This is a genomic window from Pseudomonas asplenii (genome assembly GCF_900105475.1).
GTDB classification, from domain to species: domain Bacteria; phylum Pseudomonadota; class Gammaproteobacteria; order Pseudomonadales; family Pseudomonadaceae; genus Aquipseudomonas; species Aquipseudomonas asplenii.
Map to the genome: position 1 here is coordinate 2511244 of NZ_LT629777.1, position 22649 is coordinate 2533892.

General features: G+C 58.5%; 15 protein-coding genes, 2 tRNA genes and 3 rRNA genes. 16 read left to right on the forward strand and 4 right to left on the reverse strand.

Going from position 1 to position 22649, the window contains the following annotated elements; all coding sequences use genetic code 11:
- The first annotated feature begins 16 nt into the window (after positions 1-16).
- Together BLU37_RS11430 and BLU37_RS11435 are read left to right on the forward strand one after the other, a co-directional pair.
- On the forward strand, positions 17-760 hold the full coding sequence (locus BLU37_RS11430; RefSeq protein ID WP_010444121.1) for a tetratricopeptide repeat protein: 744 nt from the start codon (positions 17-19) through the stop codon (positions 758-760).
- On the forward strand, positions 760-1089 hold the full coding sequence (locus BLU37_RS11435; RefSeq protein WP_090204888.1) for a YqcC family protein: 330 nt from the start codon (positions 760-762) through the stop codon (positions 1087-1089). The genes BLU37_RS11430 and BLU37_RS11435 overlap by 1 nt, the downstream gene beginning before the upstream one ends.
- A 51-nt stretch (positions 1090-1140) precedes the next feature.
- Here the strand turns inward: BLU37_RS11435 and BLU37_RS11440 are convergent, their stop codons facing one another.
- Positions 1141-1566, reverse strand: a complete 426-nt coding sequence (locus tag BLU37_RS11440; RefSeq protein ID WP_090204890.1) for a DUF4124 domain-containing protein — start codon at positions 1564-1566, stop codon at positions 1141-1143.
- 402 nt (positions 1567-1968) lie between these two features.
- Between BLU37_RS11440 and BLU37_RS11445 the strand changes: the two genes are divergently transcribed.
- The 14 genes from BLU37_RS11445 (at position 1969) to BLU37_RS11515 (ending at position 17547) form a co-directional block, all read left to right on the forward strand.
- Positions 1969-3693, forward strand: coding sequence for an acetolactate synthase 3 large subunit (locus BLU37_RS11445; RefSeq protein ID WP_010444115.1), 1725 nt, complete (start codon positions 1969-1971; stop codon positions 3691-3693).
- A gap of 1 nt (position 3694) precedes the next feature.
- Positions 3695-4186 carry an acetolactate synthase small subunit gene (gene ilvN, locus BLU37_RS11450; RefSeq protein WP_042125802.1) on the forward strand — a complete coding sequence of 164 codons (492 nt, stop codon included), beginning with the start codon at positions 3695-3697 and terminating at the stop codon, positions 4184-4186.
- Positions 4187-4238: 52 nt separating this feature from the next.
- Entirely contained in the window at positions 4239-5255 is a 1017-nt protein-coding gene (gene ilvC, locus BLU37_RS11455) for a ketol-acid reductoisomerase (RefSeq protein WP_010444111.1), read from the forward strand.
- 146 nt (positions 5256-5401) lie between these two features.
- Positions 5402-6250 carry a CDP-diacylglycerol--serine O-phosphatidyltransferase gene (pssA, locus tag BLU37_RS11460; protein WP_010444109.1) on the forward strand — a complete coding sequence of 283 codons (849 nt, stop codon included), beginning with the start codon at positions 5402-5404 and terminating at the stop codon, positions 6248-6250.
- Between the two features lie 63 nt (positions 6251-6313).
- A complete protein-coding gene (msrP, locus tag BLU37_RS11465; RefSeq protein ID WP_090204893.1) occupies positions 6314-7327 on the forward strand; it encodes a protein-methionine-sulfoxide reductase catalytic subunit MsrP in 1014 nt (337 codons plus the stop codon).
- Entirely contained in the window at positions 7327-7944 is a 618-nt protein-coding gene (gene msrQ / locus BLU37_RS11470) for a protein-methionine-sulfoxide reductase heme-binding subunit MsrQ (protein ID WP_090204896.1), read from the forward strand. The genes msrP and msrQ overlap by 1 nt, the downstream gene beginning before the upstream one ends.
- 629 nt (positions 7945-8573) lie before the next feature.
- Positions 8574-10110: ribosomal RNA gene (locus tag BLU37_RS11480) — 16S ribosomal RNA — on the forward strand.
- An 81-nt stretch (positions 10111-10191) separates the two neighbouring features.
- A tRNA-Ile gene (locus BLU37_RS11485) sits at positions 10192-10268 on the forward strand.
- A 36-nt stretch (positions 10269-10304) separates the two neighbouring features.
- Positions 10305-10380, forward strand: a tRNA-Ala gene (locus BLU37_RS11490).
- Between the two features lie 242 nt (positions 10381-10622).
- Positions 10623-13513 (forward strand): 23S ribosomal RNA (locus BLU37_RS11495).
- 148 nt (positions 13514-13661) lie between these two features.
- Positions 13662-13777, forward strand: a 5S ribosomal RNA gene (gene rrf, locus BLU37_RS11500).
- Together the 16S, 23S and 5S rRNA genes with 2 tRNA genes alongside form the textbook arrangement of a ribosomal RNA operon.
- Positions 13778-13981: 204 nt before the next feature.
- Entirely contained in the window at positions 13982-14641 is a 660-nt protein-coding gene (locus BLU37_RS11505) for a paraquat-inducible protein A (protein WP_010445389.1), read from the forward strand.
- Positions 14628-15251, forward strand: coding sequence for a paraquat-inducible protein A (locus BLU37_RS11510; RefSeq protein WP_010445388.1), 624 nt, complete (start codon positions 14628-14630; stop codon positions 15249-15251). Before BLU37_RS11505 ends, BLU37_RS11510 begins: the two co-directional genes overlap by 14 nt.
- A complete protein-coding gene (locus tag BLU37_RS11515) occupies positions 15244-17547 on the forward strand; it encodes a PqiB family protein (RefSeq protein WP_090204898.1) in 2304 nt (767 codons plus the stop codon). Before BLU37_RS11510 ends, BLU37_RS11515 begins: the two co-directional genes overlap by 8 nt.
- Before the next feature lie 248 nt (positions 17548-17795).
- On the opposite strand, the gene mksF is transcribed toward BLU37_RS11515, so the two are convergent.
- From mksF to mksB, 3 genes are read right to left on the reverse strand one after another with little or no spacing between them, the layout of a single operon-like run.
- Complete coding sequence (mksF, locus tag BLU37_RS11520) at positions 17796-20636, reverse strand: Mks condensin complex protein MksF (RefSeq protein ID WP_090204901.1); 2841 nt, start codon at positions 20634-20636, stop codon at positions 17796-17798.
- A complete protein-coding gene (mksE, locus tag BLU37_RS11525) occupies positions 20633-21346 on the reverse strand; it encodes an Mks condensin complex protein MksE (protein WP_090204904.1) in 714 nt (237 codons plus the stop codon). The genes mksF and mksE overlap by 4 nt, the downstream gene beginning before the upstream one ends.
- Positions 21336-22616 carry an Mks condensin complex protein MksB gene (gene mksB, locus BLU37_RS11530; RefSeq protein ID WP_090210932.1) on the reverse strand — a complete coding sequence of 427 codons (1281 nt, stop codon included), beginning with the start codon at positions 22614-22616 and terminating at the stop codon, positions 21336-21338. The genes mksE and mksB overlap by 11 nt, the downstream gene beginning before the upstream one ends.
- Positions 22617-22649: the final 33 nt, after the last annotated feature.

A 22649-nucleotide genomic window follows, 5' to 3' on the forward strand; every position in this document is an offset into this window, starting at 1 on the left:
GCGAAGAGGGTTTGCAGTGAACAAGTGGTGGTTTCCAGCTTTTACAGCTCTGGTTTTGCTTGGCGGTTGCTCGAGCGTACCCCGTGGTTCGATCCCGGTTGTCGATTCCGGGACCGCCGTCTCCAACAATGATCGGATTTCTGCCAATGGCGGCTTCCGCCAGACCACCATCAAGCGCGCCATGCCGAACCAGGCCCAGGCCGTTCCGCAGGATTCCGGTGTGGTGGTGATGGTGCCGGGCGGTGGTGCAGCGACTTCCGCCCCGGTCAGCAGCGAACCCTGGAGTCCGGGTCCTTCCACGACCGGGCCGATCACTCCTGGGCCGGTCGACAGTACGCCGATCCAGACGTCGTCGATCAATCAGGGCAGCTACAGCATGCCGCAACCCACCGGCATCCCGTCGGGTAATGGCGGCGGGCTGTCGGCGGACGAGCAACTGGATGGTCCGGTGCTGGCGCTGTTGACCACGGCGCAGCAGCAACAGTCCAGTGGTGACCTCAACGGTGCATCGTCGAGCCTGGAGCGTGCCCAGCGCGTGGCACCCCGTGAGCCGCAAGTACTCTACCGTCTGGCGCAGGTGCGCATGGCCCAGGGCGATGCGCCCCAGGCCGAGCAACTGGCACGGCGTGGCCTGGGGTTCGCCAATGGCCGTCCTGACCTGCAGGCCAGCCTCTGGGAGCTGATCGCCCAGGCGCGGGAGAAACAGGGTGATGCTGCGGGTGCCGCCCAGGCTCGTCAGAAAGCCAGGGTCAATCTCTGATGGATCACCGCCTGCCGTTGATTGCCGATCAGTTGCTGCTGATCGAGCGCGAGTTGCGTGCCCAGGGCTGGTGGGCCGAGGTGCCACCCAGTGAGCAGGCGCTATCGAGCGTCGAGCCGTTCAGTGTCGATACGCTGGATTTCGAGCAGTGGCTGCAGTGGATTTTCCTGCCGAAGATGAAAGTTATCCTCGAAGAGGATCTGCCGCTGCCCAATGCCTCGGGCATCCTGGCCATGGCTGAAATGGTCTACGCCCAGCGTCCGGGGGAGGGCGTGAAGTTACAGGCGTTGCTGGCGCAGTTCGATCGATTGATCAGCGAGTCACGCTGATCTGTGGTGAGGGGCTTGCCCCCTCGCCACCGGTTTTCTTCTGTGCAGGGCTCAGGAGCAGTGCTCCTCGATCAACTTGCGGGTCTCGATCACCCGAGTCTGTCGTTCCTCATCGCTCAGGCGACGCAATTCCCCGTCCACCTCCTCGCGAACCCGCGGGTCGTTCTGCAACTGCGCCAGGTTGGTCCTGGCCTTTTCGCAGAACACTTTGCGTGCAGCCTCCTGTTCTGCCACCTGTTTCTTGACCTTGGCATCCACGGCATTCTGGTCGCCCACCGGCGTGCTGGTGGGCGTCGCAGTCTTGGGCGGCATCGGGTTGCCGATCGCCGGAGTGACCACAGTGGCTGTCTGCCCGGGAGGCGGCATGGCGTCGAAATGAGTGATGCCCTGGGCATCCACCCATTTGTAGATCGGGCTGGCCAGGCACAGCGGGCTCAAGGCAAACAGCAGGCTGGCCATGAGAATGCTCGTACGCATCATGTTTCCTTGTCAGGCAGTTCAATCAGCAACCTAGCATATTCCTTCTGCAAAGGTTTTCTTCTGCTTTGTCATGCCCTTAGTTGGAAGAAAGCGCACAGATGACTTGACTTGAGCGGGGCGAATCACAACAATCCAAAGTCCGCTGTAGAGGGACTGCCAGAAGCAGGCCCACTCGGCAGATCATGAGGCGCACATCCGCGCCGACCTGTTACACCCGCAACGCGTTACCTCGCGCTGGGTGGGAAACCCCCGCAACACTAGGGGCACTCCCAATACTTGCTCAGTCAGTGCTGACGTAGTCGGCGACCACCGTCGCTCATGCTCTGTCGAGAAGTAAACCTATTAAGACCCGTCCTCAGTGTGTGTGGGCGGTATTCTGGCGTTTTAGAGGTGAACAACGTGGAGCTTTTATCTGGCGGTGAGATGCTCGTCCGCTTCTTGCGTGACGAAGGCGTCAAATATATCTACGGGTACCCGGGTGGTGCTCTTCTTCATGTCTACGATGCCCTGTTCAAAGAGCCGGATGTAACCCATATCCTGGTTCGCCACGAGCAGGCGGCTACCCATATGGCTGACGGCTACGCCCGTGCCACCGGCAAGGCCGGCGTGGTGCTGGTGACTTCCGGCCCTGGCGCGACCAACGCCATCACCGGTATTGCTACGGCCTACATGGACTCCATTCCGATGGTGATCATCTCCGGTCAGGTGCCGAGCACGCTGGTCGGTACCGACGCGTTCCAGGAAACCGACATGATCGGTATCTCCCGGCCGATCGTGAAGCACAGCTTCATGGTCAAGCACGCTTCGGAAATCCCGGAGGTCTTGAAGAAGGCGTTCTACCTGGCGCAATCCGGCCGTCCTGGTCCTGTCGTTGTCGATGTCCCGAAAGACATGACCAACCCGGCCGAGAAGTTCGAATACGTCTTTCCGAAAAAAGCCAAGCTGCGCTCCTACAGCCCGGCGGTACGCGGTCATTCCGGCCAGATCCGCAAGGCGGCCGAGATGCTCCTGGCTGCCAAGCGTCCAGTGCTCTACTCCGGTGGTGGCGTGATCCTCGGCGGCGGTTCTGCACCGTTGACCGAACTGGCGAAAATGCTCAACCTGCCAGTCACCAATACCCTGATGGGGTTGGGCGGCTACCCGGGCACCGATCGTCAGTTCGTCGGCATGCTCGGCATGCACGGCAGCTACACCGCCAACCTGACCATGCACCACGCCGATGTGATCCTGGCCGTGGGCGCGCGTTTCGATGACCGTGTCATCAACGGTGCACCGAAATTCTGCCCTAACGCCAAGATCATCCATGTCGACATCGACCCGGCATCGATCTCCAAGACCATCAAGGCAGACGTGCCTATCGTGGGTCCCGTGGAGAGCGTGCTGACCGAAATGGTCGCTGCCCTCAAGGACATCGGCGAGACTCCGAACAAGGAGTCGGTCGCCAGTTGGTGGAAGCAGATCGACGAATGGCGCGGTGATCGTGGCCTGTTCCCTTACGACAAGGGCGACGGCAGCATCATCAAGCCACAGACCGTGATCGAAACCTTGTGCGAAGTGACCAAGGGGGACGCTTTCGTCACCTCCGACGTCGGTCAGCACCAGATGTTCGCGGCGCAGTACTACAAGTTCAACAAGCCCAACCGCTGGATCAACTCCGGTGGCCTGGGCACCATGGGCTTCGGTTTCCCGGCGGCCATGGGCGTCAAGCTGAACTTCCCGGATGTGGATGTTGCCTGCGTCACGGGCGAAGGCAGTATCCAGATGAACATCCAGGAACTGTCGACCTGCCTGCAGTACGGCCTGCCGGTGAAGATCGTCAGTCTCAACAACGGTGTGCTCGGCATGGTCCGCCAATGGCAGGACATGAGCTACGGCAGCCGTCACTCGCACTCGTACATGGAATCGCTGCCTGACTTCGTCAAGCTGGTCGAGGCCTATGGTCATGTCGGTATCCGTATCACGGATCTGAAAGACCTCAAGCCGAAGATGGAAGAAGCGTTCGCCATGAAGGATCGTCTGGTATTCCTCGATATCCAGGTCGATACCAGCGAGCACGTCTATCCGATGCAGATCAAAGACGGCTCCATGCGCGATATGTGGCTGAGCAAGACGGAGCGTACCTAACATGCGGCATATCATTTCCCTGCTTCTGGAAAACGAACCCGGTGCGCTGTCCCGTGTAGTGGGGCTGTTTTCGCAGCGCAACTACAACATCGAAAGCCTGACCGTGGCGCCGACCGAAGACCCGACCCTGTCGCGTCTGACGCTGACCACTGTCGGGCATGATGAGGTCATCGAGCAGATCACCAAGAACCTGAACAAGCTGGTTGAAGTGGTCAAGCTGGTCGACCTGTCGGAAAGTGCTCATATCGAGCGCGAGCTGATGCTGGTCAAGGTCAAGGCTACCGGCGCCCAGCGCGCCGAGATCAAGCGCACCACCGATATTTATCGCGGGCAGATCGTCGATGTGAGCGCCAGCGTCTATACCGTGCAACTGACCGGTACGAGCGACAAGCTGGACAGCTTCATCCAGGCGATCGGGACGGCCTCGATTCTGGAAACCGTACGCAGTGGCGTCACCGGGATTGCCCGTGGCGACAAAGTACTGAGCATCTAATCTAAATTAATTTAGCGAATGGCCTGATGGCCTGGATATAAAGGGGTATTTCATGAAAGTTTTCTACGATAAAGACTGCGACCTGTCGATCATCCAGGGTAAGAAAGTCGCCATCATCGGTTACGGTTCCCAGGGTCACGCGCAAGCCTGCAACCTGAAAGACTCCGGCGTCGACGTTACCGTTGGCCTGCGTAAAGGTTCGGCCACCGTTGCCAAGGCTGAGGCCCATGGCCTGAAAGTGGCTGACGTTGCCACCGCCGTTGCCGCTGCCGACCTGGTCATGATCCTGACTCCGGACGAGTTCCAGGGCCAGCTGTACAAGAACGAAATCGAGCCGAACATCAAGAAGGGCGCTACCCTGGCCTTCTCCCACGGTTTCTCGATCCACTACAACCAGGTCGTGCCACGTGGCGACCTCGACGTGATCATGATCGCGCCGAAGGCTCCAGGCCACACCGTGCGTTCCGAGTTCGTCAAGGGCGGCGGTATCCCTGACCTGATCGCGATCTACCAGGACGCTTCGGGCAACGCCAAGAACGTCGCGCTGTCCTACGCCGCTGGCGTGGGCGGTGGTCGTACCGGCATCATCGAAACCACCTTCAAGGACGAAACCGAAACCGACCTGTTCGGCGAGCAGGCCGTTCTGTGTGGCGGTACCGTCGAGCTGGTCAAGGCCGGTTTCGAAACCCTGGTTGAAGCGGGCTACGCGCCAGAAATGGCCTACTTCGAGTGCCTGCACGAACTGAAGCTGATCGTTGACCTCATGTACGAAGGCGGTATCGCCAACATGAACTACTCGATCTCCAACAACGCCGAGTACGGCGAGTACGTGACCGGTCCGGAAGTCATCAACGCCGAATCCCGTCAGGCCATGCGCAACGCTCTGAAGCGCATCCAGGACGGCGAATACGCGAAGATGTTCATCGCCGAAGGCGCGACCAACTATCCATCGATGACCGCCAAGCGTCGTAACAACGCCGCTCACGGCATCGAAATCATCGGCGAGCAACTGCGCTCGATGATGCCGTGGATCAGTGCGAACAAGATCGTCGACAAAGCCAAGAACTAAGTTCGAAGCCTGTCTGGAAAAACGCGGCTTAGGCCGCGTTTTTTCGTTTAGGGGGCGGCTTCTGGTATAAAGCTGCATCGTTTCGCGGTCGAATGCCGGTCGCGAACTTCTGTCGAATTCTTTTTCACCGTTGCAAGGTACTGTCCATGAGCGAACGTCCCGAAGAGCCGAACCAGGCTCCTGACGCCGAAAGCCTGCTGCCGATCGATGAACATGTCGAAGAAGGGCATGACGCCGAAGGCCGTAAGGTCCGGCATCGTGGTATCTATCTGCTGCCGAACCTCTTCACCACCGCGAACCTGTTCGCCGGCTTCTACGCCATCATCAGTGCAATGAGCGCACAGAGCGCCGCCAGCGCCGGTGATCCGGCCGGGGCGAGCAAGTATTTCGCATTTTCCGCGATTGCAATCTTCGTCGCCATGGTGCTGGATGGCCTGGACGGGCGGGTTGCCCGGATGACCAATACCCAGAGTGCCTTCGGTGCCGAATATGATTCGCTGTCCGATATGGTCGCGTTTGGTGTCGCTCCGGCGCTGCTGGCTTTTGGCTGGGCGCTGGGTGACATGGGCAAGGTCGGCTGGATGGTGGCCTTCATCTATGTAGCGGGCGCTGCCTTGCGTCTGGCGAGGTTCAACACCCAGGTCGGCACTGCCGACAAGCGCTACTTCATCGGTCTGGCCAGTCCGGCGGCTGCCGGTGTGGTGGCCGGTACGGTCTGGGCGTTCAGCGACTACGGTATCCAGGGTTCGAAGATGTCATTCCTGGTGGCCCTGCTGGTGGCGGCGGCCGGCATGCTGATGGTCAGCAATATCAAGTACAACAGCTTCAAGGAGCTGGACCTCAAGGGGCGCGTGCCGTTCGTGGCGATTCTCGCGGTGGTGCTGGTGTTTGCCGTGGTCTTCAGCGATCCGCCACGTATCCTGTTGCTGATCTTCCTCGCTTACGCGGCGTCGGGCCCGATTCAGTACTTGTTACACTTGCGCCGGAACAAGTGATGTAATTTCCCCCAGACTCCGTAGTCTATTGGTGCATCTGTCATCCAGTTCTGCGGAGTCATCATGCTGATCAAGCTTCCCAAGACCTCTGACTCCCGGGAGTCGGAGGTCACTCCCGAGGCACTATATCTCTCTCGCCGCAGCCTGCTGGGCGGTTCGTTGGGTGCGTTGGCGCTCGGTAGCCTGCCGCGTTGGGCCAGTGCCGGGCCAGCCGCGCATTACGCCGATGTCGAGGCGGGAAACGCACCGGCCTGGTTTACCGGCAAGCTGCCGGATACCCGTTGGGGGGCGATCACGGCCGGGGATGAAAGCATTACCCCGTACAAGGATGCGACGCACTACAACAACTTCTATGAGTTCGGCACCGACAAGGGCGACCCGGCGCAGAATGCCGGGTCGTTGAAGACCGAGCCCTGGTCGGTGGTGATCGATGGTGAGGTCGGCAAGCCAGGGCGTTATGCCCTCGAAGACTTCATGAAGCCCTATCAGTTGGAAGAGCGGATCTATCGCTTGCGTTGCGTCGAGGCCTGGTCGATGGTGATCCCGTGGATAGGTTTTCCGATCTCGGCGTTGCTCAAGCAGGTCGAGCCGACCTCCAAGGCCAAGTACATTCGTTTCGAAACCCTGCAGGATCCCAAGAGCATGCCGGGGCAGCGTTCCGGTTTCGCCCTGATCGACTGGCCTTATGTCGAGGGGTTGCGCCTGGATGAAGCGATGAACCCCTTGGCGATTCTGGCCGTGGGCATGTATGGGCGGGAGTTGCCGAACCAGAATGGCGCGCCATTGCGTCTTGTCGTGCCGTGGAAATATGGCTTCAAGAGCGTCAAATCCATTGTGCGCATCAGTCTGGTGGAGCAGCAGCCGAAAACCACCTGGCAGAGCATTGCGGCGGATGAGTACGGCTTCTATGCCAACGTCAATCCGACGGTCGACCATCCGCGTTGGACTCAGGCCCGTGAACGGCGCCTGCCGAGCGGGCTGTTCAGTCCGAATGTGCGGGAGACGCAGATGTTCAATGGTTACGCCGAGGAGGTGGCTTCCTTGTATACCGGTATGGATCTGCGGAAGAACTATTGATGCGATATCTGTTCTGGCGCTTGAGTGTGTTTGTCGTCGTGGCGATTTGGCCGCTGCTGTGGCTGTATCAGGCCTGGATCTTTGCCCTTGGGCCGGATCCGGGCAAGGTGCTGGTTGATCGGTTGGGATTGGGGACATTGATTCTGTTGTTGATCACGCTGGGAATGACGCCGCTGCAGAAGTTGAGCGGTTGGCCTGGCTGGATAGCGGTGCGCCGGCAGTTGGGTCTCTGGTGTTTTGCCTATGTAGTGCTGCATCTGGTGGCGTATCTGGTCTTTGTGCTGGGGTTGGACTGGTCGCAGTTGGGCGTGGAGCTGAGCAAACGGCCCTACATCATTGTGGGTGCCTTGGGCTTTCTCGGTCTGTTGGCGCTTTCCGTTACGTCGAATCGCTATAGCCAGCGCCGTCTGGGCAAGACCTGGAAGAAGCTGCATCGCCTGGCCTATGTGATTCTGGGGCTGGGGCTGCTGCACATGCTGTGGATCGTGAGGGCGGATCTGAAGGAGTGGTCGGTATATGCCGGTATCGGTGCTTTGCTACTACTCTTGCGTATCCCGGTGATAGCGCGGCGGATTCCACGCCTTGCCGCAAAAAGACCGACAACCCCCTCCCTGTAGGAGCCGGCGTTCCGGCTTGCCCGCGAAGGGGGCCTTGAGCCTTGCATCGCCGTGGCGGGCTTATTCGCGCGCAAGTCGGATCGCCGCACCGCTGGCTCCTATAAGGAAGGGGCATAGGGTTTCTGGCCTTTATGACAGAAATCTGAAAATAACGGTTGACGCTCGCTGTCAGGGGCCTATAATTCGCCCCACTTCCGGCGCAGCCAGAACGGAAAACTCTTTGAAATTCAACGAGTTATCTAGTTTCAGGCGGTGCAGCTTCAGATCATCGAAGCACGGAACAAGCTGTAAAAGAGGTGTTGACAGCAGCGTGTAACGCTGTAGAATTCGCCTCCCGCTGACGAGAGATCGGAAGCGCAAGTGGTTGAAGTTGAAGAGGAAATTCTGAAACTTCTGAAAATAATCACTTGACAGCAAATGAGGCTGCTGTAGAATGCGCGCCTCGGTTGAGCGAACAGCTCACCCACCGCTCTTTAACAACTGAATCAAGCAATTCGTGTGGGTGCTTGTGGTGTCAGACTGAATAGTCACTAGATTATCAGCAACGCAAGTTACTCCGCGAGAAATCAAAGATGTAACCAACGATTGCTGAGCCAAGTTTAGGGTTTTCTCAAAACCCAAGCAGTATTGAACTGAAGAGTTTGATCATGGCTCAGATTGAACGCTGGCGGCAGGCCTAACACATGCAAGTCGAGCGGATGAGAAGAGCTTGCTCTTCGATTCAGCGGCGGACGGGTGAGTAATGCCTAGGAATCTGCCTGGTAGTGGGGGACAACGTTTCGAAAGGAACGCTAATACCGCATACGTCCTACGGGAGAAAGCAGGGGACCTTCGGGCCTTGCGCTATCAGATGAGCCTAGGTCGGATTAGCTAGTTGGTGAGGTAATGGCTCACCAAGGCGACGATCCGTAACTGGTCTGAGAGGATGATCAGTCACACTGGAACTGAGACACGGTCCAGACTCCTACGGGAGGCAGCAGTGGGGAATATTGGACAATGGGCGAAAGCCTGATCCAGCCATGCCGCGTGTGTGAAGAAGGTCTTCGGATTGTAAAGCACTTTAAGTTGGGAGGAAGGGCATTAACCTAATACGTTAGTGTTTTGACGTTACCGACAGAATAAGCACCGGCTAACTCTGTGCCAGCAGCCGCGGTAATACAGAGGGTGCAAGCGTTAATCGGAATTACTGGGCGTAAAGCGCGCGTAGGTGGTTCGTTAAGTTGGATGTGAAATCCCCGGGCTCAACCTGGGAACTGCATCCAAAACTGGCGAGCTAGAGTAGGGTAGAGGGTGGTGGAATTTCCTGTGTAGCGGTGAAATGCGTAGATATAGGAAGGAACACCAGTGGCGAAGGCGACCACCTGGACTCATACTGACACTGAGGTGCGAAAGCGTGGGGAGCAAACAGGATTAGATACCCTGGTAGTCCACGCCGTAAACGATGTCAACTAGCCGTTGGGAACCTTGAGTTCTTAGTGGCGCAGCTAACGCATTAAGTTGACCGCCTGGGGAGTACGGCCGCAAGGTTAAAACTCAAATGAATTGACGGGGGCCCGCACAAGCGGTGGAGCATGTGGTTTAATTCGAAGCAACGCGAAGAACCTTACCAGGCCTTGACATGCAGAGAACTTTCCAGAGATGGATTGGTGCCTTCGGGAACTCTGACACAGGTGCTGCATGGCTGTCGTCAGCTCGTGTCGTGAGATGTTGGGTTAAGTCCCGTAACGAGCGCAACCCTTGTCCTTAGTTACCAGCACGTCATGGTGGGCACTCTAAGGAGACTGCCGGTGACAAACCGGAGGAAGGTGGGGATGACGTCAAGTCATCATGGCCCTTACGGCCTGGGCTACACACGTGCTACAATGGTCGGTACAGAGGGTTGCCAAGCCGCGAGGTGGAGCTAATCCCACAAAACCGATCGTAGTCCGGATCGCAGTCTGCAACTCGACTGCGTGAAGTCGGAATCGCTAGTAATCGCGAATCAGAATGTCGCGGTGAATACGTTCCCGGGCCTTGTACACACCGCCCGTCACACCATGGGAGTGGGTTGCACCAGAAGTAGCTAGTCTAACCTTCGGGAGGACGGTTACCACGGTGTGATTCATGACTGGGGTGAAGTCGTAACAAGGTAGCCGTAGGGGAACCTGCGGCTGGATCACCTCCTTAATCGACGACATCAGCTGCACCATAAGTTCCCACACGAATTGCTTGATTCATTGAAGAAGACGATAGAAGCAGCCCGATATTGGGTCTGTAGCTCAGTTGGTTAGAGCGCACCCCTGATAAGGGTGAGGTCGGCAGTTCGAATCTGCCCAGACCCACCAGTTTAGGTGGGAAGTTGTAGGAACCTGTAGCGATACGGGGCCATAGCTCAGCTGGGAGAGCGCCTGCCTTGCACGCAGGAGGTCAACGGTTCGATCCCGTTTGGCTCCACCATTTACTGCGGTTAACTGTTTCTGCGTTAAAGCTTAGAAATGAGCATTCCATCGTTGTGATGGTGAATGTTGATTTCTAGTCTTTGATTAGATCGTTCTTTAAAAATTTGGGTATGTGATAGAAAGATAGACTGAACGTTACTTTCACTGGTAACGGATCAGGCTAAGGTAAAATTTGTGAGTAATTGCAAATTTTCGGCGAATGTCGTCTTCATAGTATAACCAGATTGCTTGGGGTTATATGGTCAAGTGAAGAAGCGCATACGGTGGATGCCTTGGCAGTCAGAGGCGATGAAAGACGTGGTAGCCTGCGAAAAGCTTCGGGGAGTCGGCAAACAGACTTTGATCCGGAGATGTCTGAATGGGGGAACCCAGCCATCATAAGATGGTTATCTTGTACTGAATACATAGGTGCAAGAGGCGAACCAGGGGAACTGAAACATCTAAGTACCCTGAGGAAAAGAAATCAACCGAGATTCCCTTAGTAGTGGCGAGCGAACGGGGACCAGCCCTTAAGTGGCTTTGAGATTAGCGGAACGCTCTGGAAAGTGCGGCCATAGTGGGTGATAGCCCTGTACGCGAAAGTCTCTTAGTCATGAAATCGAGTAGGACGGGGCACGAGAAACCTTGTCTGAATATGGGGGGACCATCCTCCAAGGCTAAATACTACTGACTGACCGATAGTGAACTAGTACCGTGAGGGAAAGGCGAAAAGAACCCCGGAGAGGGGAGTGAAATAGATCCTGAAACCGTATGCGTACAAGCAGTGGGAGCAGACTTTGTTCTGTGACTGCGTACCTTTTGTATAATGGGTCAGCGACTTATATTCAGTGGCGAGCTTAACCGAATAGGGGAGGCGTAGCGAAAGCGAGTCTTAATAGGGCGTTTAGTCGCTGGGTATAGACCCGAAACCGGGCGATCTATCCATGGGCAGGTTGAAGGTTAGGTAACACTGACTGGAGGACCGAACCGACTACCGTTGAAAAGTTAGCGGATGACCTGTGGATCGGAGTGAAAGGCTAATCAAGCTCGGAGATAGCTGGTTCTCCTCGAAAGCTATTTAGGTAGCGCCTCATGTATCACTGTAGGGGGTAGAGCACTGTTTCGGCTAGGGGGTCATCCCGACTTACCAAACCGATGCAAACTCCGAATACCTACAAGTGCCGAGCATGGGAGACACACGGCGGGTGCTAACGTCCGTCGTGAAAAGGGAAACAACCCAGACCGTCAGCTAAGGTCCCAAAGTCATGGTTAAGTGGGAAACGATGTGGGAAGGCTTAGACAGCTAGGAGGTTGGCTTAGAAGCAGCCACCCTTTAAAGAAAGCGTAATAGCTCACTAGTCGAGTCGGCCTGCGCGGAAGATGTAACGGGGCTCAAACCATGCACCGAAGCTACGGGTATCACGTAAGTGATGCGGTAGAGGAGCGTTCTGTAAGCCTGTGAAGGTGAGTTGAGAAGCTTGCTGGAGGTATCAGAAGTGCGAATGCTGACATGAGTAACGACAATGGGTGTGAAAAACACCCACGCCGAAAGACCAAGGTTTCCTGCGCAACGTTAATCGACGCAGGGTTAGTCGGTCCCTAAGGCGAGGCTGAAAAGCGTAGTCGATGGAAAACAGGTTAATATTCCTGTACTTCTGGTTATTGCGATGGAGGGACGGAGAAGGCTAGGCCAGCTTGGCGTTGGTTGTCCAAGTTTAAGGTGGTAGGCTGAGATCTTAGGTAAATCCGGGATCTTAAGGCCGAGAGCTGATGACGAGTGTCCTTTAGGACGCGAAGTGGTTGATGCCATGCTTCCAAGAAAAGCTTCTAAGCTTCAGATAATCAGGAACCGTACCCCAAACCGACACAGGTGGTTAGGTAGAGAATACCAAGGCGCTTGAGAGAACTCGGGTGAAGGAACTAGGCAAAATGGCACCGTAACTTCGGGAGAAGGTGCGCCGGTGAGGGTGAAGGACTTGCTCCGTAAGCCCATGCCGGTCGAAGATACCAGGCCGCTGCGACTGTTTATTAAAAACACAGCACTCTGCAAACACGAAAGTGGACGTATAGGGTGTGACGCCTGCCCGGTGCCGGAAGGTTAATTGATGGGGTTAGCTAACGCGAAGCTCTTGATCGAAGCCCCGGTAAACGGCGGCCGTAACTATAACGGTCCTAAGGTAGCGAAATTCCTTGTCGGGTAAGTTCCGACCTGCACGAATGGCGTAACGATGGCGGCGCTGTCTCCACCCGAGACTCAGTGAAATTGAAATCGCTGTGAAGATGCAGTGTATCCGCGGCTAGACGGAAAGACCCCGTGAACCTTTACTATAGCTTTGCACTGGACTTTGAATTTGCTTGTGTAGGATAGGTGGGAGGCTTTGAAGCGTGGACGCCAGTCTGCGTGGAGCCATCCTTGAAATACCACCCTGGCAACTTTGAGGTTCTAACTCAGGTCCGTTATCCGGATCGAGGACAGTGTATGGTGGGTAGTTTGACTGGGGCGGTCTCCTCCTAAAGAGTAACGGAGGAGTACGAAGGTGCGCTCAGACCGGTCGGAAATCGGTCGTAGAGTATAAAGGCAAAAGCGCGCTTGACTGCGAGACAGACACGTCGAGCAGGTACGAAAGTAGGTCTTAGTGATCCGGTGGTTCTGTATGGAAGGGCCATCGCTCAACGGATAAAAGGTACTCCGGGGATAACAGGCTGATACCGCCCAAGAGTTCATATCGACGGCGGTGTTTGGCACCTCGATGTCGGCTCATCACATCCTGGGGCTGAAGCCGGTCCCAAGGGTATGGCTGTTCGCCATTTAAAGTGGTACGCGAGCTGGGTTTAGAACGTCGTGAGACAGTTCGGTCCCTATCTGCCGTGGACGTTTGAGATTTGAGAGGGGCTGCTCCTAGTACGAGAGGACCGGAGTGGACGAACCTCTGGTGTTCCGGTTGTCACGCCAGTGGCATTGCCGGGTAGCTATGTTCGGAATAGATAACCGCTGAAAGCATCTAAGCGGGAAACTAGCCTCAAGATGAGATCTCACTGGAACCTTGAGTTCCCTGAAGGGCCGTCGAAGACTACGACGTTGATAGGTGGGGTGTGTAAGCGCTGTGAGGCGTTGAGCTAACCCATACTAATTGCCCGTGAGGCTTGACCATATAACACCCAAGCAATTTGAGTCGAAAGGCCAGATTGCGGTGTATGAAGACGAAGTGAACCGAAAGTTTGCGACTCACCACACCGAAAACTGTCACATACCCAATTTGCTGAAGCGCGGCCACAGGCCTCGGTTCGGTACCAGAATTTCTTGACGACCATAGAGCATTGGAACCACCTGATCCCATCCCGAACTCAGCAGTGAAACGATGCATCGCCGATGGTAGTGTGGGGTTTCCCCATGTGAGAGTAGGTCATCGTCAAGATTAAATTCCGAAACCCCAATTGCGAAAGCAGTTGGGGTTTTGTTTTTTCGGCGTTTCACCGAGCGATCATTCTCCGGCTCCGCGTGGACATGCATCCCATGATGTTCCGCTTCACAGCCCCACGGCCCCGAAAAATTTGCACAGTTATTTTCGAGCCAGCCCACTAGAATAGGCCCATTCTCTACAGAGCCAGAGCTTCTATCTATGCCGGATCCGGTTGACACCCCACAGGTGTCGGAACTGCCCCTGGACGAGCTGGTGGCTTGTCACGAGTGCGACCTGCTGATGCGCAAGCCCCAGCTCGGCCTGGGGGAAAAGGCCCAGTGCCCGCGCTGTGGTTACGAACTCTATGCGCACCGCCACAATGTCGTCGAACGCAGCCTGGCCCTGGTGATCGCGGCCCTGTTGTTGTATGTCCCTGCGAACTTTTTACCCATCATGCAACTCAATCTTCTGGGCCGTACCTCTGACGATACGGTGTGGAGCGGTGTGCTGGGCCTGCATCACTCCGGCATGACCGGCATCGCTGTCGTGGTGTTCCTGTGCAGCATGGGCATACCCCTGCTCAAGCTCCTGTGCCAATTGGCGGTGTTGCTGAGCATCCGCTGGGATATCGGTCGCAGCTATGGCCTGCTTCTGTATCGCATTTACCATCACCTGCGTGACTGGGGCATGCTCGAGGTCTATCTGATGGGCGTGCTGGTCGCCATCGTGAAATTGGCGGACCTCGCGGAGTTGAGTCTGGGGCTGGGTCTTGGCTGTTTTGTCGGTCTGTTGTTGCTACAGATACTCTTGGAGGTGGTGATGTCGCCCCATCAGATCTGGCAGGCGCTGTCGGGAGAAGATGAACATGCGGGCGATTGATGCAGGTATCCTGATCTGCACGGAATGCCATGAGTTGAACCGGCACGAAGCGGATACCGATGGACAGCTCTGCACCCGTTGCGGTGCACTGGTACACCCGCGCCGGCCGAACAGCCTGATGCGCACCTGGGCGTTGCTGCTGACGTCGGCCATTCTCTACATCCCGGCCAACATGCTGCCGATCATGACCGTCAGTTCCCTGGGCAAGGGCGACCCGGATACGATCATGTCGGGCGTCATCACCCTGGTGCAACATGGCATGTTTCCGATTGCCGCTGTGGTTTTTGTCGCCAGTATTCTGGTACCAACGTTCAAACTGGTGGGCATCGGCCTGCTACTGTTCTCGGTACAGCGGCATCAGCCGATGTCGGCTCGGCAGCGGATCATCATGTACCGTTTCATCGAATTCATTGGCCGCTGGTCAATGCTGGATATTTTCGTGATCGCCATTTTGGTGGCGATCGTCAACTTCGGCCGAATTGCCAGCGTCGAGGCCAACCTCGGCGCGGTGGCCTTTGCCAGTGTGGTGATATTGACGATGCTTGCTGCAATAACCTTTGACCCCCGACTGATTTGGGACAACACGGAGTCGGACGACGACAATGAGTGATTTGCCAAAAGCCAAAACCCGCCCGGCATCGAACTGGTCGGCCATCTGGGTTCTGCCACTGATTGCCCTGATCATTGGCGGCTGGCTCGGCTGGAGGGCCTACAACCAGACCGGTATCGAGATCCAGGTACGTTTCGAAAGCGGCCAGGGCATCGAGGCCAACAAGACCGTCGTGGTCTACAAGGGCATGCCCATCGGCAAGGTCAAGGCCTTGGCCCTGGACACCGAAGGCTCCACCAAGGGTGTCAACGTCACCATCGAGATGAACAAGGACGTCGAGTCGTCCCTGCGTACCAATACCCGCTTCTGGCTGGTCAAGCCGAACGTGTCCCTGGCCGGTATCACTGGCCTGGAAACCCTGGTCTCGGGTAACTACATTGCCGTCAGCCCTGGCGACGGCGAGCCTGCGCGCAAGTTCAAGGCACTGTCCGAGGAGCCGCCGCTCTCGGACCTCAAGCCCGGTCTGCACATCACCATCAAGGCCGACCGGCTGGGCTCGCTGAATCGTGGCAGCCCGGTGTTCTACAAGCAGATCCAGGTGGGCCAGATCAAAAGCTATGCCTTGTCCCCGGACCAGAACATGGTCGAGCTGAAGGTGTTCATCGAGCCGGCCTATGCCAACCTGGTGCGCAAGCACACGCGGTTCTGGAATGCCAGCGGCATCAGCATCGACGCCAACCTGTCGGGGGTGAAGCTGCGTAGCGAGTCCCTGGCCAGCATCGTTGCCGGTGGTATCGCCTTCGCCACCCCGGAAAATCGCAAGGACAGTCCGCCCACCGATCCGAGCCTGCCCTTCCGTCTCTACGAAGACTTCGACGCGGCCCAGGCGGGTATTCGGGTGAAGGTGAAACTCACCGATTTCGAAGGCCTGCAGGCCGGGCGCACGCCGGTGATGTACAAGGGCATCCAGGTCGGCAGCCTGAAGAGCCTGAAGATCGATCCGGACCTCACCAGCGCCAATGCCGAACTGACCCTCGACCCACTGGCCGAGGACTACCTGGTGGATGGCACCCAGTTCTGGGTGGTCAAACCTTCGATTTCCCTGGCCGGTATCACGGGCCTGGAGGCACTGGTAAAGGGTAACTACATCGCAGTCCGGCCGGGTGACAAGGGCGGTCATCCGAAGCGCGAGTTCGAGGCCCGGGCCAAGGCGCCGCCGCTCGACCTGCGCTCTCCTGGTCTGCACCTGGTGCTGTTTACCGACAACCTCGGTTCGCTGGAAGTGGGCAGTCCGATCCTCTACAAGCAGGTCAAGGTCGGTTCGGTGCAGAGCTATCAGTTCTCCCGTGACCGCAAGCAGGTGGTGATCGGTGTCCATATCGAAAAAGAGTACGAGGGCCTGGTCAACGCCTCGACACGCTTCTGGAATGTCAGCGGCATCACCCTGAGCGGCGGCCTGACCGGCGGTATCCAGGTCAAGAGCGAGTCGTTGCAGACCTTGATCGCCGGCGGTATCGCTTTCGAAACCCTGAGCGAGAAGGCGCCGCTGAAACGGCGTATTCCACGTTTCCGTCTGTTCGCCAATCATGACGCGGCCGAGCAGCAAGGCACCCTGATCACCATTCGCGTCGATCGCGCCGACGGCCTGCGCCCGGGTACACCGGTCCGCTTCAGGGGGCTGGATGTGGGCAAGATCGAGAGTGTCGACCTCAGTGATGATCTGCAATCGGTGCTGCTCTCGGCCCGCATCACCGAAGTGCCGGAAAAGATCGCCCGGGTGGGATCTCAATTCTGGGTGGTCAAACCGGAGTTGGGCCTGATCAAGACCGCCAACCTGGAAACTCTGGTGACGGGTCAGTACCTCGAAGTGCAACCCGCAGCGAAGCAGCAGGGCGCGCAGACCCGTTTCGTCGCGCTCAAGCAGCCGCCGGATATGCCGGTGGCCGAAGCCGGCCTGAGGCTGACCCTGAGTGCCCCGCGTCGCGGGTCGCTGAAGGAAGGCGTGCCAGTGACCTATCGTGAAGTGGCGGTGGGCAAGGTCACCGGGTACGAGTTGGGTACAACAGGCGACCGGGTGCTGATCCACATTCTGATCGAGCCGCGTTATGCACCCCTGGTGCGTAGCGGCAGCCGGTTCTGGAACAGCAGTGGTTTCGGTTTCGATGTCAGCCTGTTCAAGGGCGCGACGATACGCACCGAATCGCTGGAAACCCTGATTCAGGGCGGTATTTCCTTTGCCACGCCGGACGGTGAGCAGATGGGCGCGGCGGCACGGCCACAGCAGACCTTCGCGCTGTTCGACAAGTCCGAGGATGAATGGCTGACCTGGGCGCCGAAGATCCCGTTGGGCAAATAACCGGTCAGGTGGATACAAGCCTGAGCAAGGCTTGCCTGCGGCCTGCGAAGAGGTCTGTACGGCCACTGAAAGCTTCGCGGGCAAGCCCAGCTCCTACTGTTTGGTGGTGCCTACAGCTCTTGTGGCAGCCGCTGAACCTTGTGGGGGCCGGCGCCCCGATTCATCCGCGAAGAATCCACCATAAATCCAAGGCAAACAAAAACGCCGCGATCGGCTGATTGCGGCGTTTTTGTTTGCGGCCCGTGGAATCAGGCTTCGTCCAGTTCCGGCTCCGCAGCTTCGCGGTTCTGCGTAGCCTTGACCTGATCCAGGCGACGGATGTACTTCCAGTCTGCCTCGTCGATATAGATACCGTTCGGTCCGCTGCCGCCTTCCAGGTCGATGGCGACATGGGCCGAGACCTGTGGTTTCACGCTCGCCAGAATCGGCACGAAGCCCAGTTGCAGGCTGGTTTCCAAGAGTGCCGCCTGGTTTCGTTCGTCGATGTCCGCCGCCTCATCGAGGTAGTACGGCAGGCGTACACGACCGGCCAGGTCACGATCCATCAGGTGCAGCAACAGGTACATGTTGGTCAGCGCCTTGATGGTCATGGTGGTGCCGTTGGAGGCCGCGCCATCGATGTCGGTGTGGATCACCGGCTGACCATTGACCTTGGTGATCTCGAACGCCAGTTCGAACAGGTCCTTCAGGCCCAACTGGTTGTGGTTGGCTGCCACCAGTCGTGCCAGGTATTCCTTGGCCTCTTCGTTCTTGTTGTCCTGCTCGGCGCTCTGGCTCAGGTCGAACACCGACAATGTCTCGCCTTCCTCGTACTGGCCAGCGCTGTGGATGATCTGGTCGATGTGCTTGAGCGCTTCCTTGTTCGGCGCCAGGACGATGCGGAAGCTCTGCAGGTTGGAGACCTGGCGTTTGTTGATTTCACGGTTGAACAGCGCCAGTTGGTGTTCGAGGCTGTCGTAGTCGCTGCGGATGTTGCGCAGGGTCCGGGCGATATCGGTGACTGCCGCACGACGGGCCTTGCCCAGGGTCAGGGCTTCATCGCTGCGGTGATCATAGGCGTTGATCAGCAGTTGCAGGCGGCGCTCGACATCGTCTTCGCTGTCGAACTTGGCTACGCCCTTGAGGCGGACCTGGGCATACAGCGCCTCGATCTGCCCATCGACCCGCTGCAGGCCCTGCCAGCTGTCCTGGTAATCGTTGAGCAGTGGCAACAGGTTGTCCATGGAATCGTCGACCGGGTCCATGAACGGCGTACCGAACGGCAGGTCCGCCGGCAGCAGTTGTCGACGACGCAGGGCATCGTCGAGGGTGCGTTGCTTGGCCTCCATGTCGCCGATCTGCCGTCCGACCAGTTGCAGCTTGGCCGACAGTTGCTGGACGCGTTCGGTGAAGGCATCACTGGAACGCTTGAGTTCGTCCTGGGCGGCTTCCATCTGTGCCAGTTGTTCGAGCTTGTCGCCTTCCTCGGCGCTCAGGGTCTCGGCCCGGCGGAAGTCTTCCAGGGCCTTCTGCGCATCGAGCACCTGCTGGTACAGCGCTTCGGTCTGCGACTTGCTCGCCGCGCGGTCGGCGGCGACGGCCTGCTGGGTCTTGAGCTGCTTGAGTTCCTTTTCCAGGCGCTCCTTCTGATCGCGCAGGGCAGCGCGGTCGGCCAGGGCCTGCAAGGCCGGCGGTTCGATGTGTGAGAGGTCGATGGACAGACCTGGAACAATGAAACGCTCACCCTTGAAACCGTCGAGGATCAGTTCCAGTGACTTGACCCACTCGCCATCGTCGTCCAGAACAATGCCATGTTCACCCAGCGGCAGGCTGAACAGCGCGCTGTTGAACAGGCGCATCAGGCGCTCGACGTCCTGCTGCGAGAACTCTTCGCGCAGGCGCGCATAGCTGTTGTTGTCGGCGTGGTCGAGCTGCTGTCTGACCGATTTCAGGCGTTTTTCCAGATCGCGCAGACGTTCTTCCAGGTCCTCGGCAGTGAACTGCCGGGACTGCGCCAGGGCACCGGCGAGTTCGTCGTGGGCATCCTTGGCGGCCAGCAGTTGCTGCTCCAGTACCTTGACGTCGTCGACCAGGGCAAAGCGATGCTTGAGTACCGAGAGCTCGCCGAGCCAGCGCTGGATACCGCTGATTTCCCGTTCCAGGCGCATCAGTTCCTGGGTGCTGCCGCGCTGGTCGTTCTGCAGTGCGTCCTGTTCGTTGCGGTAGTGCTCGGATTGGATCAGCAGCTCTTCCTTGCGCGCACTGGCGTAGTCCGACCAGGTGCCCAGCAGCGAATCGAGCAATGGCGAGATGCGGTGCAGCTTGCCGCGCAACACGTCGCGCTGGCGCACCCCGGCAGCCAGGGCCTCGACCAGCGGACCGGCGGCGACCAGCGCGTTGTAGTCCTGTTCCATGCGTCGTACGTCGCGGAACGCTTCCTCGCAGGCGGCGATGTAGTCGACGCTGCCGGAACGCAGGCTGTGTTCGAAGGCATCGAGGAACAACTGCTTGAGCTTGGCCGCAGTGATTTCGCGCATGTGCAGCAGGTTGATGAACAGTGCGCGGAAGGTCTTCAGGCTCTGCTCGCTGGTGGAACGCAGCGGGATCAGGGTCAGGTCCAGCGGAATCGACGTATGCCCACCGACCAGCAACCGACGCAGTTCATCGGGCTTGAGTTCGTAGGCTTTCAGGCCGTTGCGCTCGAGGTTGTTGAACAGCTCCTTCTGGCGCAGGCAGGTGTCGTCCTTCTGGTAGTGCGCCAGGTCCAGTTGTCCGGCATAGGCGAAGAACTGGTGACCGAAACCGCCGCCCGGGCCGCGCCCGACCACGCCGATCACATGCGGTCCGTGGGGCAGCGAGACTTCCACGAGGATGTAGCTGGTGTCGCTGGCGAAGTAGAAGCGGCGCGACTGTTCCAGGCTGTACTTGCCGAAGCTCATGTCCGACATGCGTGCCAGGATCGGGAACTGCAGGGCGTTGATCGAGGCCGACTTGCCGAGGTTGTTCGCCCCGTAGACCGACAGCGGGTTTTCCAGCGGGAACAGCCCGAGGCTGTAGCCGGCGGTGTTCAACAGGGCGAAGCGGCGAATGCCGTAGCGTTCCTGGCTCATGCATCCATCTCCTGCTGTTCGTCGGCAATGGCCCGGGCCAGGGCGTCTTCTTCACTTTCCGCCTGCTCCGGGTCGAATTCGCTGAGGTCCAGCGGGTCGTCGGTCTGCAGGAGTTTTTCGTCGCTGTCCTTGTCCACGATCACCGGCGTCGGCAGCGGCAATACGCTGTGCAGGCTGGCGGCCATTTCGCGGTCCTGCTGGACCGACAGGCAGACATCGAGGAAACGGTGCATCGGCGGCAGGAAGCGGAACAGGCCCGGCTCCTCAAGGGCGAAGCCGAGTTGAGTCATGCGGCGCATGATCTTTTCCTCCAACTCGTCCTGGGTGGTGACTTCGGCCTGGACGAACAGGTCGCGGTATTTCTCCAGCAGCGACGGCAGTTCGTCACGGCCGAGACTGCCGCCATCGAGCACGGCAATCGGGTCGCGGCCCTGGTCGGCCAGGTGTTCGACCAGGATGAAGGTGAACAGCGCCAGGCGCTGGGCGGTCTTGTTCACCTGCGCGTTGGCGTTGTCCGGGACGAAGTAGTAGAAGCCGCGGGTGTCGCAGACCAGCTCGAAACCGAGCGCCTTGAACAGCGTGCGGTACTGGTCCTGGCAGTTCGACAGTTGAGCGTACAGCTCCGGGTCGCGACGGCTGATGTGGTAACCCTTGAACAGCTCGCGAAAGATCGGCGCCAGCTGGGACAGTTCGGAAAGATCAAGATGCATGAGGGGTGCTCGCGGAATTCTCGGTGCTGTCTTCAACACGCGAGAGCAGGGCGAAGGAGCGCAGGCTGACCAGGTGCTCCTGTGTGTAGTAGTCGCGGCGTTCGAGACGCTCGCGCTGGAAACGCTTCTCCCGCGACAGGCGCGAGAACCAGTAGAGCAATTCGTCGGTGGCGCCGTCCGGCTCCTGCTCCAGCAGCCAGTTCATCAGGTCCGGCATCGGCAGGGCATCGGTACAGCGCTCGAGCATTTCCTTGACCGTGCGCGGTGCCCTTGGCGACTCGCCGCCGCGGGAGGTCTTGTGGGCCTTGGGGAAGCGCGACGGCTTGGCTTCAAAGCGTGCCAGGGCGTAAACGTAGGCTTCGACCTGGCCGGAACTGCCGAGAAAGGTGCTCTGTGGACGGGTAAACATCGGCATGGCCGCCTGTGGCACGGCATCGATGCCCTTGCGGCGGATCACCGACAGCGCCAGCGCCGCGCCACGGGTCACGGCGTTATGCCGGCGGGCTTCTTCGCGCAGCGGCAACAGCAGTTCGCGGGCGTGGCGCAGGGTCAGTTGGGCACTGGTCTGCATTTCCAGGATCCGCGCGTGGGTGCGCAGCAGCATGTCGTCGTCGACCAGATGCCCCAGGCGCTGCTGTTCGCTGAGCATGCGCAGCAGGACGTTTTCGACCTTGCGCACGCCCTGTTCGAAGGCGCCATCGGCGTTCACCAACTGGATCATCGGCTCGACGTATTCGTCCCAGGTCGCCAGGACCTCGGCATAGCGCTGGCGTAGCGGAATCTGCCGGTCGCTGGTCTTGGCCCGTTCGGCCACGGCCACCAGCGCCTGCTCGTCATTGGCGAGCTTTTTCAGCACGTCGCGCACGCGCATGTCGAGCAGTCGCAACTGGCGCGCCAGGTCGTTGCCATCGCGGATTTCGAAGGCATCCTGAATATAGCCGGCCAGGCGTTCGAGGTGGCGCAGGTAGGCTTCGATCTCCAGGCACAGGCCGAGGCGGTGCTCGCGCCGCAGGTAGGCCAGGAAATCGTGGATCTGCGCGTTCAGTTCGAAGCGGTTCGGGCTTTTCGCCACCGGCACCAGGATGTCGAGGCGAATCCACACGTCCAGCAGGCTGGTGATGTCCTGGGGTGTACTTTCCAGTTGCTGGGTAGCCAACTGTTGACGCAGTTCGCCAAGGCTCAGGGTGCCTTGGTCGAAGTGTTCGCACAGAGGCTCCAGGAGTGCCCAGTGTTCGGCGAGGGCGCGCAAGACGCGCTTGGGTTCGATCATGGGAATGGCTGACTGATTGGCAAATTGAAAAAG

What these genes read in the sequence shown, in the direction of transcription:
- mksF (WP_090204901.1), bottom strand. Translation starts at nt 20,636, where the DNA reads ATGAGCCAGGAACGCTACGGCATTCGCCGCTTCGCCCTGTTGAACACC.
- mksB (WP_090210932.1), bottom strand. Translation starts at nt 22,616, where the DNA reads ATGATCGAACCCAAGCGCGTCTTGCGCGCCCTCGCCGAACACTGGGCA.
- msrP (WP_090204893.1), top strand. Translation starts at nt 6,314, where the DNA reads ATGCTGATCAAGCTTCCCAAGACCTCTGACTCCCGGGAGTCGGAGGTC.
- ilvC (WP_010444111.1), top strand. Translation starts at nt 4,239, where the DNA reads ATGAAAGTTTTCTACGATAAAGACTGCGACCTGTCGATCATCCAGGGT.
- BLU37_RS11505 (WP_010445389.1), top strand. Translation starts at nt 13,982, where the DNA reads ATGCCGGATCCGGTTGACACCCCACAGGTGTCGGAACTGCCCCTGGAC.
- pssA (WP_010444109.1), top strand. Translation starts at nt 5,402, where the DNA reads ATGAGCGAACGTCCCGAAGAGCCGAACCAGGCTCCTGACGCCGAAAGC.
- BLU37_RS11515 (WP_090204898.1), top strand. Translation starts at nt 15,244, where the DNA reads ATGAGTGATTTGCCAAAAGCCAAAACCCGCCCGGCATCGAACTGGTCG.
- ilvN (WP_042125802.1), top strand. Translation starts at nt 3,695, where the DNA reads ATGCGGCATATCATTTCCCTGCTTCTGGAAAACGAACCCGGTGCGCTG.
- BLU37_RS11510 (WP_010445388.1), top strand. Translation starts at nt 14,628, where the DNA reads ATGCGGGCGATTGATGCAGGTATCCTGATCTGCACGGAATGCCATGAG.
- BLU37_RS11440 (WP_090204890.1), bottom strand. Translation starts at nt 1,566, where the DNA reads ATGCGTACGAGCATTCTCATGGCCAGCCTGCTGTTTGCCTTGAGCCCG.
- mksE (WP_090204904.1), bottom strand. Translation starts at nt 21,346, where the DNA reads ATGCATCTTGATCTTTCCGAACTGTCCCAGCTGGCGCCGATCTTTCGC.
- msrQ (WP_090204896.1), top strand. Translation starts at nt 7,327, where the DNA reads ATGCGATATCTGTTCTGGCGCTTGAGTGTGTTTGTCGTCGTGGCGATT.
- BLU37_RS11435 (WP_090204888.1), top strand. Translation starts at nt 760, where the DNA reads ATGGATCACCGCCTGCCGTTGATTGCCGATCAGTTGCTGCTGATCGAG.